The organism is Chryseobacterium sp. SG20098 (genome assembly GCF_031844745.1).
GTDB classification, from domain to species: Bacteria; Bacteroidota; Bacteroidia; order Flavobacteriales; family Weeksellaceae; genus Chryseobacterium; species Chryseobacterium cucumeris.
Genome location: NZ_CP134622.1, coordinates 3,930,536 through 3,946,783, shown reverse-complemented (window position 1 = coordinate 3,946,783; position 16,248 = coordinate 3,930,536). Strand labels below are relative to the sequence as shown.

Annotated in this window: 14 protein-coding genes; 3 read left to right on the top strand and 11 right to left on the bottom strand. The window is 36.6% G+C overall.

From position 1 onward, the window contains the following. Nucleotides 1-28 precede the first annotated feature (28 nt). Complete coding sequence (locus tag RHP76_RS18105; RefSeq protein ID WP_120233650.1) at nt 29-1,894, bottom strand: M1 family metallopeptidase; 1,866 nt, start codon at nt 1,892-1,894, stop codon at nt 29-31. A gap of 106 nt (nt 1,895-2,000) precedes the next feature. Then, nucleotides 2,001-4,370, bottom strand: coding sequence for an outer membrane beta-barrel protein (locus RHP76_RS18100; RefSeq protein WP_311228731.1), 2,370 nt, complete (start codon nt 4,368-4,370; stop codon nt 2,001-2,003). Between the two features lie 248 nt (nt 4,371-4,618). Between RHP76_RS18100 and RHP76_RS18095 the strand changes: the two genes are divergently transcribed. Further along, complete coding sequence (locus RHP76_RS18095; RefSeq protein WP_311228730.1) at nt 4,619-5,941, top strand: sensor histidine kinase; 1,323 nt, start codon at nt 4,619-4,621, stop codon at nt 5,939-5,941. Then, the gene (locus tag RHP76_RS18090) at nt 5,931-6,617 is read left to right on the top strand and encodes a response regulator transcription factor (protein ID WP_288441275.1); all 687 of its coding nucleotides are present in this window, start codon (nt 5,931-5,933) and stop codon (nt 6,615-6,617) included. Before RHP76_RS18095 ends, RHP76_RS18090 begins: the two co-directional genes overlap by 11 nt. Nucleotides 6,618-6,620: 3 nt before the next feature. Here the strand turns inward: RHP76_RS18090 and RHP76_RS18085 are convergent, their stop codons facing one another. The 9 genes from RHP76_RS18085 to RHP76_RS18045 form a co-directional block, all read right to left on the bottom strand. Further along, complete coding sequence (locus tag RHP76_RS18085) at nt 6,621-7,448, bottom strand: endonuclease/exonuclease/phosphatase family protein (RefSeq protein WP_288441274.1); 828 nt, start codon at nt 7,446-7,448, stop codon at nt 6,621-6,623. Between the two features lie 66 nt (nt 7,449-7,514). Next, a complete protein-coding gene (locus RHP76_RS18080; RefSeq protein WP_062672242.1) occupies nt 7,515-7,718 on the bottom strand; it encodes a hypothetical protein in 204 nt (67 codons plus the stop codon). Then, nucleotides 7,715-8,977, bottom strand: a complete 1,263-nt coding sequence (locus RHP76_RS18075) for a S8 family peptidase (RefSeq protein WP_311228729.1) — start codon at nt 8,975-8,977, stop codon at nt 7,715-7,717. The genes RHP76_RS18080 and RHP76_RS18075 overlap by 4 nt, the downstream gene beginning before the upstream one ends. Nucleotides 8,978-8,988: 11 nt before the next feature. After that, nucleotides 8,989-9,567, bottom strand: coding sequence for a hypothetical protein (locus tag RHP76_RS18070; RefSeq protein WP_062672246.1), 579 nt, complete (start codon nt 9,565-9,567; stop codon nt 8,989-8,991). Continuing rightward, the gene (locus RHP76_RS18065; protein ID WP_062672247.1) at nt 9,567-10,262 is read right to left on the bottom strand and encodes a hypothetical protein; all 696 of its coding nucleotides are present in this window, start codon (nt 10,260-10,262) and stop codon (nt 9,567-9,569) included. The genes RHP76_RS18070 and RHP76_RS18065 overlap by 1 nt, the downstream gene beginning before the upstream one ends. Nucleotides 10,263-10,277: 15 nt before the next feature. Next, nucleotides 10,278-11,165 (bottom strand): DUF2589 domain-containing protein, encoded by an 888-nt coding sequence (locus tag RHP76_RS18060; protein ID WP_062672248.1) that lies wholly within the window; start codon nt 11,163-11,165, stop codon nt 10,278-10,280. Between the two features lie 166 nt (nt 11,166-11,331). After that, the gene (locus RHP76_RS18055; protein WP_311228728.1) at nt 11,332-13,272 is read right to left on the bottom strand and encodes a M1 family metallopeptidase; all 1,941 of its coding nucleotides are present in this window, start codon (nt 13,270-13,272) and stop codon (nt 11,332-11,334) included. A gap of 84 nt (nt 13,273-13,356) precedes the next feature. After that, nucleotides 13,357-14,238: an SDR family oxidoreductase gene (locus tag RHP76_RS18050; protein ID WP_062672250.1), complete on the bottom strand. Its 882-nt coding sequence runs from the start codon at nt 14,236-14,238 to the stop codon at nt 13,357-13,359. A 177-nt stretch (nt 14,239-14,415) separates the two neighbouring features. Further along, nucleotides 14,416-14,826 carry a DUF1573 domain-containing protein gene (locus tag RHP76_RS18045; RefSeq protein ID WP_062672251.1) on the bottom strand — a complete coding sequence of 137 codons (411 nt, stop codon included), beginning with the start codon at nt 14,824-14,826 and terminating at the stop codon, nt 14,416-14,418. Between the two features lie 159 nt (nt 14,827-14,985). On the opposite strand from RHP76_RS18045, the gene RHP76_RS18040 reads away from it, so the two are divergent. Then, a complete protein-coding gene (locus RHP76_RS18040; RefSeq protein WP_311228727.1) occupies nt 14,986-16,239 on the top strand; it encodes a sensor histidine kinase in 1,254 nt (417 codons plus the stop codon). Nucleotides 16,240-16,248: the final 9 nt, after the last annotated feature.

Here is a 16,248-nt window from a genome sequence, read left to right as displayed (position 1 = left end):
AAAGCCTTCGTATTCTGAAGGCTTTTTTTTATAACTTTTTACGATTATCATCCGGAGTATAATCCATAAAGATATCTCCATCCAGCTGTACAGATTTTACTTTCTTTTTAATAGGAATCACCAGATCAGTCAGTTTCTGATCTTTTTCCCAAACTGAAGGAGAAAAATGAATTTTCTCCGTAGTTCCATCATCATAAGACAATATAGCATCAAACGGAATGGCAAAACCTCCTACATTTGCAACGTTTATGGTAAGCATGTCATTCATCTGGGATGCTCCTGTTACTTTTAAGTCAATATAATTATTGGTATAAAACCAATTCTGGAAGAACCAGTTCAGATTTTTTCCTGATCCTGTATTCATAGAATTAAAATAATCCCATGGAACAGGATGTTTTCCCTTCCAGTTGTCCATATAATGGTGCAATGCTTTTTTGAAGAGTTCATCTCCCAAATAATCTTTCAAAGCCAGATAAGACAATGATGATTTTACATAAGAGTTGTTTCCGTATCCGGCGCCACTTACCTGCGTACTCATCGTGATCACTGGTTGATCCTGCTCAGCAGAAGGATCATTGATCCATTTTTTAACACGGAAGTTTTTATAAAATTCTTTAGCTGCAGCCTCACCTTTTTCATCAATTCCTATAAGATATTCCAGCGTGGTTGCCCAGCCTTCATCCATAAATGCATATCTTGTTTCATTGATTCCCATATAGAAAGGGAAATAAGTATGGGCAATTTCATGATCTGCCGTCAACCTGGCATCATTAAGATCATCAGGAATACTGGTATCATTAATCATCATAGGATATTCCATATCTGCATATCCCTGAATAGCCGTCATTACATTGTAAGGATATTCTACACCCGGCCAGTTTTTTGAAAACCAATCCAGATTATAGCGCATCCAGTCTACATAATGTTCAAAATCTTTCGCTCCGTTTTTATATCCTGCCTGAACGCTGGCTCTTTTTGTTTTTAACTCAACACTGGCAGCATCCCACACATAATGGTTACTCATTGCAAAACAGAAATCTGTAATATGATTTGCTTTAAATTTCCAGATATTCCACTTGTTCTGCTTGGTTACTTTTCCGGACTTCATTTCCTGCTCTGTGGCAATATGCATCAGCTTATCACTTTTCAGGGAAGCTTTATACCTTTTTAAATATTCCGGCTGAAGAACAGCTTCCGGGTTCAGAAAATCTCCGGTTGCCCAAACTACATAATTTTTTGGTGCAGTGATGGCAAAACTGTAATCATTGAAATCATTGTAAAATTCCTGTCTGTCTGAGTGCTGAAGCATATCCCATCCATTATAATCATCATACACGGAAATTCTTGGAAAAGAGTATGCCACATAGAATGTTTCAGGATCAATCTGCCCTTCTCTTCCACTCTGAACTGACAATGGATATTCCCACTCTATTTTAACCTCAGCTTTTGATTTAGATTTTAAAGCAGATTTTAATTGTACTTTTTCAACAGTACTCCAGTCATCACTGTTGATCTCATATTTTATGTTGTTTACAGTAAAGGATTTAATTTTCAGTCCGGATGAAAGGAAATCTTTGGATACAAATCCTGATCTTGGCGACTGTGGTTTGTGAAGGTTATTCACAAATCGTATAGCCAGTTCATTCAGATTATCCGGGCTGTTGTTGGTATAAACAATAGTTTCTTTTCCGGAAACTATTTTTGTAGCAGCATCTACTTTCACCTCTACATTATAAACTCCTTTATTCTGCCAGTAGTTTTTTCCTGGCGCTCCGGAGATATCACGTGTTCCTCTCTCGTACGCTTTTTTGATATTCCTCGGCATATACAATTCCTGAGCTGACAATTGCAGTAAACAAACTGCAATCAGCATTCCGGAAAAAATTTTCTTCATAGCAATCTTTTTAAAGATAAGCATCAAAAATAGCGAAAATGTACCATCAGACGATTATTCTTTCGCGATAATATTTCACTGTAATAAACTTTTACATTAAAATATTCTACAATCGATCCTGTTCAGCGGTCTTCTTAATTGTTTTTGCATTTTTAACCGATTGATTTCCAAAGTTGAATTTCAATGAAAATGTTACTCCCTGAGTATCGGTATAATCAAGAAAATAATTATCCTGATTTGCATATTTTGTACTGACTTTCTGCTCTGTAGATCTGAAAATATCGCTAAAAATAAGGCTGGCTTCCAGTTTTTTACTAAAGAATTTTCTATTCATTACAAAATAGGCTGACCATAAAGAAGATATTCTGAAAGTTCCCTGTATGCCTGGAGAATAGTAACGGTGTCCCATTTCCATTTTCCAGTCGCTGCTTTTATCCAGCGTAAAGCTTGTTGAGATGTTAGATACCCAGTTCCAGACTTTATTTTTATACAACATTCCATCAATTCCTTTGAAATAATTTTCATTATGCTCAAGATTTTCAGAAAGGATAATATTCCACCAGGATTTCACCTGGAAATTTTTGTACAAGCTTACTCCAAAAGCTTCTCCTTTCTCAATATTGGTAAAATAATAAATTAAACTGTTGGTACTTGGTTCCTGATAGGAGATTTCCATGGAAGGATATATTTCTTTTCTGTAATACAAATCCAGATTCCAGTCTTTCCAGGAATAAGTAAGATTGAGATTATGAGTAATTGTAGCTTTTAATTTTGGATCTCCCTGATAATAGGAAAAAAGATTATAATAAGATTTTGCAGGATTCAACCATGAATAGGAAGGTCTGCTGATTCTTTTCCCATAGGAGAACCCAAATTCCTGTTTGTTTTCTGTGGTATATTGTGCATAAAAAGTGGGAAAGAATTTCCAATAGTTACTTTTATTCAATTCATGAGGTTCTGAAACCACCCCTTCAAGATTTGTCATTTCCGCACGAAGTCCACCTTTGAAGCTCCATTTCCCGACATTGTAGGCTAACGAAGAATATAGGGCAAAATTGTGTTCTTTATAATCAAAAACACTGCTTTTTTCCGGCCTGTATTGTAATGCTCCGTTCTCATTATCTGAAAAATCAAGCTGACTGCTTGTCTTTACAAAACTATATTTTGTACCGGATTCAAGTTCAAGCCTATCATCTTTCCACTGATAATCGAATTGGGTAGAATACAGCTGAACATCCGCTTTATTCTGAGTGAGGAAATTATCTTCTTTCGGTGGCTGTCCTGCAAAGTTTAAGTATGTAATTACATTTTGGTATTTATCCACATTATTTCCGGTAAAATAATTGATCCATGAAAGACTGCTTTTCTTATTCAGCTTGCGATCTATCTGAAAACTTACCGAGTTATTGATGGAACGGGAACGGTGATCATTGATTGTTGTATAATCAGATTCCACTATATCCTGCTGGTTATAGATCAATGTAGGAACATTATAAGTTCCGAAGGACTTTGGAGAAAAATACCCTGAGTAGTTGAGGCTTAGATTGGTTAAACTGTCCAGTTCATATTCCGCATTAAAATTCAGGGTATTCTGGTTATTGTTTTTATCCTTCCTGTTCATCGTACTTACCCATCGGGTTTGGCTTTCCGGATAGTTTACATAATCTGTTCCTTCCCGGTAGTACGTTCCCAGCCCTTTATAATAGCTTCCCATTAAGGAAAGTTTATCTTTTTTATAATATTGAGAGAGACCAAATACACCCTTCGCATATTGTGTCTGCACATATTTGGATGAAAGAATACCACGGTAGCCTTCAATTTTATTCTTTTTCAGAACGATATTCAGTACTGCGCTTCCTGAAGCTTCATATTTGGCAGGCGGATTGGTAATCACTTCTACAGATTTCACTTCATCTCCCTGTGTATTTTCCAGAAGATTTTTAAGCTCATCCCCTGTCAGCATTACTTTTTTATCATTAATCGTCACCAGAATTCCGGTACTTCCCTTTACACTCAATACACTGTTGTTAATAGTAACACTGGGTGTATTTTTTAGAATTTCCCAGGCATTGAGTGAGGAAATATTACTGTTTTCCACATTAAATTCAAGACGGTCTACCTTTCTTTTCACCAAAGGTTTACGTTTCGTCATGACTACTCCTTCTATTTCCTGAGATTCTTTTTTAAGAACAATGTTCAGAGGTTCAAACTCTTTTAAATCCACTTTTTTCTCAAATAAAGAATATCCCTGATTTTTAATGACCAGCTTTATATATTCCTCTGCAATATCCTCCAGTACAAATTTCCCATTGTCATCCGTTTCTAATTCTTTAATTAATTTATCCTGAGTATTATACACTTTCACTTTTACAGATGAGAGCTTTTCGTTTTCAGTATTCACCACTGTTCCTCCAGCTTTTTGTTTCTGGGCAAGAATCAAAATGGGAAAACACAAAAGAAAAAGAATTTTATACATGGTTATTTTTTTATCCTTTCCAACAAAAACTGCTGTTCTGTTCTATGGGGACAAAATTCCATATTGACTGGAAAAAATACGGTTAACAGAAGGTTAATGATGGGTTAATGTCTTTTCTGGTTTCAAAACATCCAGATTCAGACAGAAGGATAAATCTTTATTTTGGAAGATTCAAAACTATGGTTAATGGAAGGTTAATAATAAAATAATCATTTCCTGAAAATGGCTAAAGTTTTATCTTTGTTTTAATGATAGCCAAGAGTAAAATTCTCATCCCGGTTTTTGCCGCTCTATTCCTGCTTTTACTGGGAATTCAGGTTTATTTTATGTATAAAACCTATCAGGTAAAAGAGAGGGACATCTACAGATCTGTGAATGATGGGCTTACCAATTATACAGATAATCTTGAGGACATTCAGGAGGCTAAAGAAAGAAATGATGATTCTCTTCAGGAAATCATTATACAGTATCATAATAAGGAGATCAACAAAAAAGATTTTCTCCGTTATTTCATAGAAAACAGAAAATCTGCCAGAGAAAGGCTGATTCATTATATCGACAGCCGCTACCAAAAAGACGGTTACGAAATCTCTGCAAGAATACGGTATCTTTCCATTGTTCATCTACCGGACAGCTCAAAAGTGATTACCGAACCTATTGTCATTTTTGAAACGCAGGATAAACTAAAAAATCCACGCATTGCCAGTAACGGAAGCTGGGAAACCTCAACCACCAAAAGAGATGATACGGAAACAGGGCAAGTTGAAAAAAAGAATACTTTTCTTGTGAAAACCCAGACCGATTTTGAAATCAGAAATATAAAAAGCATTGTTTTCAAAGAGCTTACCTTATTGATCATTTGTTGCATTATTCTTCTTTCAGGAGTTCTTCTGCTTTATATTTTCACGATAAGAAATCTTATTCAGCAGCAGAAGCAGGTGGAAGTTCTCCACAACATTGTGGATAACATTTCACATGAGTTTAAAACGCCTATCGCTACTTTAAAAATAGCTTCGAAAGCATTAAAAAAAGAATGGAATCCTGAAACGCTTCCTCTTATTGACAGACAGATTTCACGTCTTGAAAGCCTGATGTTTCAGCTTCATAAAGATGAAATTCCTGATGATATGACCGCCATACAACCTGAAGACTGGAACTTTTTTATTCAGGATCTTTCCGTTACTTATCCAACTACAGATTTTAAGCTTGAAAATACAGTTTCACAAGAGCTTCCTTTTGATAAAAACTTAATGGAAACGGTCATTAAAAACCTTTGTGAAAACAGTATAAAATATGGAGCATCGGTTATTACAATACATGTGCGAAACGGTTCTCAACAATTAGAATTTGAAGTTTCCGACAACGGTCAGGGCATGGAAACAAAAGAGCTGAATAATATTTTCGAAAAATTTTACAGAATACAGAATAACAATATTCACAATAGCAAAGGTCTTGGCCTGGGCCTCTATTTCGTAAAAAAGATCATTACAAACTATGGTGGAAAAATAGAAGTTTCCAGCCATCTTCATACAGGCAGTACTTTTAAAATATTAATTCCTTATGAAAACTAAAATCCTTCTGGCAGAAGATGATCCGGATTTCGGAATGATTCTTAAGCAGTATCTTGAATTGGAAGATTTTGAAGTCAGCTGGTTTCAGAATCCGGAAGATATCGTACCATTGGTTCAGGCTGATTTTCCCTTTCAGATAGGAATTCTGGATGTGATGATGCCCAATATCGATGGCTTCTCACTGGCGAAAATGATCATTAAGGAAAGAAGTAATTTCCCTTTATTATTTTTAACGGCTAAAAATCAAAAAATAGACCGATTGACCGGATTGAAAATAGGTGCCGACGATTATATTTCCAAGCCTTGCGACCCTGAAGAACTTGTTTTACGAATTAAAAATATTCTGAAAAGAACACTTCCCGCCGTGATAGAAAGTCAGATAAAAATCGGAGAGTTTTCACTGGACACCACCAAACTTCTGTTGTCACATCCTAACGGAAATAATCGGCTGACTATACGGGAACAGGAACTTTTATTATATCTTCTGAAGCATAACCGGACGATCATCACCAGAGATAATATCCTGGATAATCTCTGGGAAACCAATGATTATTTTACCGGAAGAAGCCTTGATGTGTTTATCAGCAGACTTCGAAAATATTTCATCAGTGATCCCCAAATAAAAATCCAATCCCTGAGAGGAATTGGATTTGAAATTGATTTTCCAACCAATTGATTTTTATAGAGAAAGATTCACAATCACCGGAAAATGGTCTGAAGGATACAAAAGATTTTCTCTTCTGTCATTGATGTGTCGGTGAGATCTTATTTTAAAGCCTTGTGTAAAAATATAATCTATTCTGTCTTTTGGAACTTCATTCACATTGAAGCCTGTGAAAGTTCCTACCGGGCCGTAATGCTTTGTCTCTGAATGATAGAAAGTATCTTTCATATTCTGGGAAAGGATTTTAATCGGTTCTGAATCATCTGTAAGGTTAAAGTCTCCGCTCAGCGTTACCGGAAGATTTTTTGGATTCAGTTCTTGGATCTTTTTCAGAATCAATTCCGAAGATTTTACTCTTGCCACATTTCCTACATGATCAAAATGAAGATTCATGGCCAGGAATTCTTTCTTCGATTTTTTATCTTTAAATATGGCGTAAGTACAGATCCTGTTCAGTGCCGCATCCCAGCCTTTTGACGGTTTTTCCGGAGTTTCAGATAACCAGAATGTTCCTGATTTTACTGCTTCAAGTCTGTTTGTGTCATAAAAGATGGCAGAAAACTCTCCTTTCTCTTTGCCGTCATCTCTTCCTACTCCGATATAATCATAGTTTTTTAATCCTGATTTAATATCTTTCATCTGTTCCGGAAGCGCTTCCTGTACTCCCAAATAATCAGGATGATAATACGTCAGTAAATCGGCAACGTCCTGCTTTCTTTTTGGCCAGGCATTGTCTTTATCCGACTCTACATTCAGTCTGATATTAAAACTCATTACGGTAAGGTCCTGTGAAAATCCCAATGCAAAAAACATCAGAAACACCATTGAAAATCTGAAATTCATATGTTATTTTATCATTAAGAGACAAAAATAAAACTTCTCTGTGACAGAAAAGCCTTATTGATGTGATTATATTGTTAAATTATCTTTTTCTTCTTCTATAGATATAAAATACTCCTGAAATTCAGACTCCAAAATGGAAATGTTACTTTCTAGCTTTACAACACCAATGGTTTTGTAGTGAGCAGCCAGTTTTATGCCTTTATTTTTGAGGAAAACTTCAAGCTTTTTTAAATTTATATCTTTCTTTAAAACTGCGAGATAAGTGATCATAAGTATATCTGTATTAAACCGTTTCCAATATCTCTGTATTTTATACCTTCAATAGGTCTTGCTTTGTTTTCAATCAGTTCCCAGATCTCTTTTGCTGATTTGTTAGGAAACTGTTCCATATACAAAGCGGCAAGTCCGGAAACATGTGGTGCAGCCATACTTGTACCGCTCATGCTGTAGTACAAATTACTTTTATTTTTTGCATTTTTAGGATACGAACTGATAATATCGACTCCGGGAGCACAGACATTGATACTTCCTCCTGTAGACGGGTTGAGGCCTGCATTTGAAAATCTTGCAATCTTCATCTGAGCGTCAATAGCTCCTACGGCCATAATTGATTTTGAATTGGCCGGCATTGAAACAGGTTGTGGAATCTGCGGTCTGTTGCTGTCATTTCCAGCCGCTGCGATAATAAGGCAGTTATTTTCCAGTGCTCTTTCTCCAATGGTTTCAAAAAGAACAGACGGCTGATCATCAAACTTCACAGGAGAAGCTAGTGAAAGAGACAATATTCTGAAATTCTTCGAAATGGCCCAGTCTATCGCATCAATGACACTGCTGGTAGTTCCTCTTCCATTATCTGCGAGTACTTTTGCTATTTTCAGGTTGCAATCCTTAGCTATTCCGTAACGTCTTCCGGTATCACTTCTTGTATTTCCTGTAGCTACTCCTGCGCAGTGTGTACCGTGACCATTCGGATCTCTGTTCCAGTCTTCACCATCTACGAAAGATTTCCCTTCAATTTCTTCAGCGGAAAAATCGGGATGGGACGTTTCAAGGCCGGTATCAAGAATGCAGACATCAATTCCTTTTCCTGTATAATTTGCATTTTCCAGTCCGATTGCTTTTAATCCCCATTCCATTTCAATGAATGATTTTTGAGGCAAAGGTTTATTTGTGATATATTTTTCAAGTTCTGAAATTTTTTCTGCAAGCCCGGCCGACTGCTTTTTAAGCTCATTAATCAATTGCAATTCATCTGCAGGAAAAAACTCTCTTTCTTTTTCGTAGTATACAATAGAATTGGATTCATCTTTCACAGCACTTTTCAATTGATCTTCATCCATATTTTCCACCACCAAAACCCCAAGATTTTTGTAAAGTACGCCATTGTCCTTATTAATGATTTCAAAAGAACGGTTTTCTTTAGACAGCAATTCTGAAGAGGTGATACTCACTTCCAGCTCTTTTTCAATTTTTTTAAGTGCATTTTTCTGCTGGTTCTGCAACAGAACAATATATCTTCCGGTTTCCATAATGATCTTTTTTAAATTAATTTCAGAAATATCTTTTCGAGAATAAGAAAAATATCCTCCGGAATAATGGTCAGTCTAAGTTTCTTATTAATCCCGGATATCGCTGTATTCTGTTCAGCCAGTGAAGTCCAGAAACGTTCAATTTTAGGAACGGAATTCATATCTTTCAGCTTTTCATCATCCAGAATGCCATTTTGATATAATGAGACAATGATTCCTGAAATAAGTTCTTCCGCATCCTCAAGTTTTTTGTTTTCCCTGGCATATATTTCCATGAGAATATCATAAATACTTTCCATCCCGTTAAATGAGAATCCTGCGAGCATTTCTCTTCTTCCCGTTATTATTTTTTCCATTTTAATAGGATTAAAGCCTCTTTTAACGGTAGAAATCATATTCATTACCTTCAGCACTTCAGATTCATGACTGGTGTTTCCTTTGGTACGGAAATACTCCAGAACCTCGTTGAGAAACGCATCGAACCGGGCATCAAAGTCAAATGATTTTGACAGGTATAAAGCCTGAACTTCATTGAACTGTTCCAGCAGTTCTTTGATTTTCTGTACCGTAAAGTGAATAAGTTCCTGCATTACTCAAAAGTTATCTGTTCTATTTCGTTGCCGTCTTTATCTTTGTAAGACACAATCCTGATTCCTTCCTCCTCCATTTCCACATGAAGATTGATGAATAGTTTATCTTTATCTTCTGCTGCGCTTGTATTGGGATCTATGTAAATGCTGTTCAGCTTTGCATTCACCAGCGTATATTTATTCAGCAGAACTTTTGAAAAAATTTCTTTCAGTTCATCAGTTTCTTCTTCTGTTCCTTCCTGAGGTCTAAATATTCCGGAATTAAGAAGCTGCATTTTATTTCTGAGATCCAGTTTGAGCACTTCATTGGCTGGGAGCTGCCCGAATTTCTGATCATTTTTTTCCAGCTTGCTGAACAGGGTTTTAAACTCTTCAGTTTGAATCTGTCTTTTATTTATTTCAGGAATATTAAATTTCTTCTCCTTATTCACCAGACGGATTCTTTCATTTATTTCTGTTACAAACTGATCTTCATTCAGTTTAAAATTATATTTGGAATCCGAATCGATATCCGTGATTTTAATCGGAATATCCATCTTTACACTAGGCAGAGCATAGCGCGGAACCTTAAAATACTTAAGATATTCATGGCGGGCATATTCTTTGGCAATAAGAACCGCATTTTCGTCTGCTTTTTTACGAGCCTGAATTATCTCGTTGTTGAGATAATCCAGGTAATCTGATAGTTTTATCATCTTTCGTAAAATCTTTTATTGTGAAAGAAGTCCAAGCACTTTTTCAAGCCCTGCAGGCATTTCGTCATTGGTGGCACGCACTTTTACCCCAAGAGAATATTCTTTTTCCACTTTGATTCCTGTACTGGAAGTTCTTTTATAGGATACGTCCACTTTGAATTTCACAGGTCCCCATCCACCGGATACTCCGGCATTGATCCCGAATTCATCACTTACGTCTTTTGTGTATGTAGAATTAAGTTTAACATTAAAGTCTACTTCACAGGTCTCAATTCTGAAGCTCGGAACATTCAGCAATGCAATAAAAGGCACTGAAATTTCCACGTCGTTCGGAATCGTTTTTGGGTTACTAGCACTTACCGGCTCATCTTCTTTAAAATCGGGATTCGGAATATTTTTTTTGTACTTGAATTCTGCCATTCTCAGTTTTTTAGGACTGGCAGCATTGGCCGGATCTGTAAGCTCGAACCCGACTTCGTTGATGAAATTAACGGTGGCAATTGAGGCATTGGACTGTGCTTTTACACAAGCATCCAAAGGTCCGCCAATAATAGTCGCAAAGTCGATGCTTCCCAATTCTGCTGCAAAATCTGCATTGGCAGCATCTGAAGTTCTGAAGATCTCCTCATCGGCAGCCATTCTACCGGCAATCAGTTTCATGATCTCAGAAGAGGCACCGGAAAAAGATTTTTCCCACTTTTCATCATAATTCTTTTTGAACTCGTCTACGATGGCTAATAATTCTTTATTCGTCAATGAACTCAGTTCTGAGGTTTCAATTCCTGACACTTTTTCATAGACTGCCGGAGTCAGTACTTTTTCTACTCCCGATAAAAGGTCGATTAACTCATTTTTTGTTTTTTTGGCGTGGCTTGCTTCAAGCACCGATTTTAATGTTTCCATGTTTTTTGTTTTGATTAATATTGTGGGACAAAATTATATCACTGACTACCAAAAAATTGTAGGGAAACCCCTCTACTTATCCCGGAAAAACACCCTAAAAATAAAAAGCCTGAACTTACTGTTGTAAGTTCAGGCTTTTATACTGCACAATTTTATCTTATATGAACTATGCAGGTCTTCTACTATTATTTTCCAGATTGACATCCGGAACAACAGAATTCGGATCCAGTTTCACCTCATCAATTTCCTTGCTGGATTCTACCTTGAATGTCCATTCAGTATTTCTTTTCCAAACTTCAACAGGAATTTTTACCATCTGTGTTGTTCCGTCTTTGAATTTGATTTGTACGGTTGTAGGCATTGGCAGCTGTCCAATATTTTCAACCGTAATCTGAACGCCGTTTTTAAAGTTTCCGTTTACATATTGTACGTTCTTAACCGCCTGATCAATTTTCCATTTATTAAAGAACCATCCTCTCCAGAACCAGTTCAGTTCTTCTCCGGAAACGTTTTCCATCGTATGGAAGAAATCCCATGGCGTCGGATGTTTGAATGCCCAACGGTCAATATAGGTTCTGAATGCTTTGTCAAACTTTTCAGGTCCCAGAATTGCTTCTCTTAAAACTTCCAATCCTGTTCCCGGCTTATAGTAAGCCAATGCTCCGATACTTCTTTCTTTCATATTATCCGGACCTACCATTACAGGCTCCAGGCTGTCGGTTAGCAGATACGTTCCTGATCTTGCTAGATTCGGTTTACGGTAATATTCTCCTTTATTGAAAGCTTCCGTTGAAAGCCCGTTAATGAATGTATTGAACCCTTCATCCATCCATGCAAAAAGTCTTTCATTAGATCCAACGATCATAGGAAACCAGTTGTGTCCGAACTCATGGTCTGTAACCCCCCAAAGATCTTCTCCTTTGGAATCCATATGACAGAAAACAATTCCCGGATATTCCATTCCACCTTCGTTTCCTGCTACATTGGTGGCAGCCGGATAGGTATATTCATACCACTTTTTTGAATAATGCTCTATGGCCGCTTTAGTATACTCTGTAGATCTTCCCCACGCTTTATCACCGGCACTTTCTACTGGATAAGCAGAAATAGCTAAAGATTTCTTTCCACTGGGTAAATTGATTTTTGCAGCATCTAAAATAAATCCCGCAGATGATGCCCATGCAAAATCTCTTGTCTGATTAATTTTAAATTTCCAGGTCTTTGTTCCTGAAGTTTTATTTTTACCGATTTCAGACTCAGTGCGGATCATTACCGTTTTATCACTGTTTCTTGCCTCATTCCATCTGTTGATTTCTTCTTTGCTGTACACTTCTTTCTCATTCAGAAGTTCTCCGGATGCTACGACATAATGATTAGCCGGAACGGTAATATTGGCTGTGATATTTCCATATTCCAGATAAAACTCCGAAGCACCAAGGTAAGGAAGCGTATTCCATCCCATGACATCATCATATACGCACATTCTCGGATACCACTGTGCGATGGTAAATATTTTACCGTTTTTAGTATCCTGAACTCCCATTCTGTCTGAACCATACTCAGGAGAAATAAAAGAATATTCTATTTCTATCTTTGCCACACCTCCATTGGCTTTCAGCTCTTTGGGAAGATCAATCTGCATCCTTGTATCGGTAATGGTGTATTTTACATCTTTCTTACCATCCAGTTTGACTGATTTAATGGTATATCCACCATTAAATTCTTCACCATGAGCTCCGTTTCTGCTCCCGGAGAGCGGCACTACACCATTTCCTCTGGAATCTTTTGCAAACAGATTCTGATCCAGCTGCAGCCAGAGAAAGCCTAATTTATCAGGACTGTTGTTGGTATAGGTAATCTGCGATGTACCGGTAATTTCTTTTTTATCTTCATTCAGGCTGACGTTCAAATGATAATCTGCTGAATTCTGCCAGTAAGCATGTCCCGGCTGTCCGCTTGCAGAACGGGTAGCTGTACCTGTCTGCGGATAAAAGAACGGCTTAAATGCTTCTACATAATCATATTTCGGAGTCTGCTGTGCATATGCAGATCCTGAAAAGAGGACAACTGCAAGCGTCGAAACAAGGGTTGGAAGTTTAAATTTCATTTGAAAAAGTATTATTTAGTGTATAGGTAAAAAAAAATCCCGGATTTGTTACATATCCGGGAACTTTTTTAATATAAGTTTAATTTAATTTGACTTTTTTGCTTTAATCATAGCTTCCAAAGCATCCCACATTTCACGAGGAATCGCCTCAAGCATATTAAATTCTCCAGCTCCCTGAAGCCATTCTCCACCATCAATGGTTACCACTTCCCCATTCATATACGCTGAATAATCGGAAACCAGATAAGCCGCAAGGTTTGCAAGCTCCTGATGTTCCCCCACTCTTCTCAACGGAACTTTTTTCTTCATATCAAATTTCTCCTGCAGATCTCCCGGAAGAAGTCTGTCCCAAGCTCCTTTGGTTGGGAAAGGTCCTGGTGCAATGGCATTGAAACGGATTCCATATTTTGCCCATTCTACAGCCAGTGATCTGGTCATCGCCAGAACTCCTGCTTTTGCACAGGCTGATGGCACTACATAGGCAGAACCTGTCCATGCATAAGTGGTTACGATATTCAGTACTGTTCCCGGAGTTTTAGAATCGATCCAGTGTTTTCCTACTGAAAGGGTACAGTTTTTTGTTCCTTTTAAAACAATATCAAGGATAGAGTCAAACGCAGAGTGAGTCAGTTTTTCTGTGGGAGAGATAAAGTTTCCCGCAGCATTATTCAATAAAATATCAATCTTTCCGAATTCTTTCAGAGTTGCTTCTTTCATGGCTTCCACCTCATCCCAGTTTCTTACATCACAAGCTACACAAAGCACTTTCCCTCCTGTTTCCTCTTCCAGTTCCTTGGCTGTTCCCTGTAATTTTTCCAGGTTTCTGGAAGTAATCACTACTTTGGCACCCAGTTCAAGAAAGTATTTGGTCATTGCTTTTCCAAGGCCGCTTCCGCCTCCTGTTACAATCGCTACTTTATCTTTTAGTGCACCTTCGCGCAGCATAGGTTGTGTATATAGACTCATAAAATATTTTTTCTTAAAAATACTAAATATTGAAATGCAATCCTTTAAAATGGGTTGATAAATAATGCTACAAATAATTGTTCCTTATATTATTCTTAAATATAGATCAACCATTTTAAAAAGAAAATAGCCTGATAATAATTACCCGGCTATTTTTTCATTTGTTAAAACAATATATTAAGAAGCTACCACTCCTTTGAAAGAAAGTGTCTTAGGAGTTTTGCTGTCACTAGTAGTAACGTTTACAGTCTTCATAAATGGTCCTACTGCTGCTGCGTTATAGCTGGCTTCTACAAATCCTTTTTTCCCTGGCTGGATAGGTGTTTTTGTATAATCTGCAGTGGTACATCCGCAAGAAGGAGCTACATTCTGGATAATGATTGGTTTTGAACTTGTATTCGTAAATTCAAATCTGATCAATTTCGGTTTTCCCTGAGGAATATTTCCTACATCGATAGATTCTGATTTCCATTTAATAGCATCTGCTACCATTTTCACAATGGATGGAGCGTCTGCGGTAAGTACATTAGCATAAAAAGGAGAGAATGCCAACACTGCCAAAAGAGCTGTAATTTTTAGTTTTTTCATGAGTATAAATTTTAATATTTGAAACTGATTATTTTCTTTCAATATAGCAAATGTAAAGCAGACTGTGATTACAACTTGTTAACCGCTATCTAACATTTGTTAACGAGTTGTTAATAATAAAAGATAAATAGATATTTTTGGATAATATTGTTTCAGGAAATGAAAATAAAAAGACTCAATATTATTATAACGCTTGGATTCGTCGCTATTATCGGAATTTTAATAGCACAATTGATGTGGACGATACAGGCTTATAATCTTGAAGACAAAAAATTTAACCAGAAAGTCAATATTGCCTTAATGGAAGTCGCAGAAAAACTTTCCGGAGGAAAGACATCCTATACTGAAAATCCCGTACAGAATATTGCCAACGATTATTATGTGGTTAATATCAACAATGAATTTCACCCCGTAGTTCTTGAATATTATCTGAAAACAGAGTTTACCCGCTTCCAGATCAACACAGATTATGTGTATGCATTATACAATTGCCACAGCGATAAAATGATCTATGGAAAATACATGACCTCTCATCAGGAAAGTCCCGGCAGCAAGGTGATCAATTTTCCGAAGCATAAAAATCTGATCTATTACTTTTCCATACGCTTCCCGGACAAAACTACTTACCTGATCAGTTCATTACGGTTCTGGTATCTGCTTACATTTGCTCTTATTATTATACTTCTGGTATATGTATATTCTATCTATACCATTATTCAGCAGAAAAAGTTCTCGGAACTGCAGCGTGATTTTATCAATAATATGACTCATGAGTTTAAGACTCCTTTATCCTCTATACTTTTAGCTTCGGAAGCGCTTAATAAACAGGAAATGGTACAGGAAAACTCTAAACTACAGACGTATACTTCCATTATCATCAATCAAAGCCACAAGCTCAATAGCCACATTGAGAAAATTTTGAATATTGCGAAGAACGATGCAGCCGGACTATCATTAAAACCTCAAAAAATCCTGTTACAACCTTTTATTCAAGAGATTGCAGATAATATACAGCACAAAAATAAAGATCTCAGCATCGAAATCAATATTGAAAACAGTACTTCGGTAATGGCAGATGAATTTCACTTTACCAACATCATTTATAACCTGTTGGATAACTCCATTAAGTATTGTGAAATAAAACCTGTCATTAAAATTTCAGCTCACAAAGATTCAAAAGGATTATATTTAAAGTTTAAAGACAACGGAATGGGAATTCCCGCTAAAAATATTCCTCATATTTTTGAAAAATTTTATCGGGTACATACCAAAAGAAGTGAAGAAGTGAATGGTTTTGGTCTTGGATTATTTTATGTAAAAAAAGTAGTTCAGCAGCATCACTGGAAAATTTTTGTAGAAAATAATGAAGATAAAGGAATTACTACAACGCTCTTCTTTCCGTTTTCAAATTAATCTTGTGTA

Coding starts and splice junctions, on each gene's coding strand:
- RHP76_RS18080 (WP_062672242.1), bottom strand. CDS start 7,718: ATGATCACTTATCTCGCAGTTTTAAAGAAAGATATAAATTTAAAAAAG.
- RHP76_RS18070 (WP_062672246.1), bottom strand. CDS start 9,567: ATGCAGGAACTTATTCACTTTACGGTACAGAAAATCAAAGAACTGCTG.
- RHP76_RS18045 (WP_062672251.1), bottom strand. CDS start 14,826: ATGAAAAAACTAAAAATTACAGCTCTTTTGGCAGTGTTGGCATTCTCT.
- RHP76_RS18060 (WP_062672248.1), bottom strand. CDS start 11,165: ATGGAAACATTAAAATCGGTGCTTGAAGCAAGCCACGCCAAAAAAACA.
- RHP76_RS18105 (WP_120233650.1), bottom strand. CDS start 1,894: ATGAAGAAAATTTTTTCCGGAATGCTGATTGCAGTTTGTTTACTGCAA.
- RHP76_RS18040 (WP_311228727.1), top strand. CDS start 14,986: ATGAAAATAAAAAGACTCAATATTATTATAACGCTTGGATTCGTCGCT.
- RHP76_RS18065 (WP_062672247.1), bottom strand. CDS start 10,262: ATGATAAAACTATCAGATTACCTGGATTATCTCAACAACGAGATAATT.
- RHP76_RS18075 (WP_311228729.1), bottom strand. CDS start 8,977: ATGGAAACCGGAAGATATATTGTTCTGTTGCAGAACCAGCAGAAAAAT.
- RHP76_RS18085 (WP_288441274.1), bottom strand. CDS start 7,448: ATGAATTTCAGATTTTCAATGGTGTTTCTGATGTTTTTTGCATTGGGA.
- RHP76_RS18090 (WP_288441275.1), top strand. CDS start 5,931: ATGAAAACTAAAATCCTTCTGGCAGAAGATGATCCGGATTTCGGAATG.
- RHP76_RS18050 (WP_062672250.1), bottom strand. CDS start 14,238: ATGAGTCTATATACACAACCTATGCTGCGCGAAGGTGCACTAAAAGAT.
- RHP76_RS18095 (WP_311228730.1), top strand. CDS start 4,619: ATGATAGCCAAGAGTAAAATTCTCATCCCGGTTTTTGCCGCTCTATTC.
- RHP76_RS18055 (WP_311228728.1), bottom strand. CDS start 13,272: ATGAAATTTAAACTTCCAACCCTTGTTTCGACGCTTGCAGTTGTCCTC.
- RHP76_RS18100 (WP_311228731.1), bottom strand. CDS start 4,370: ATGTATAAAATTCTTTTTCTTTTGTGTTTTCCCATTTTGATTCTTGCC.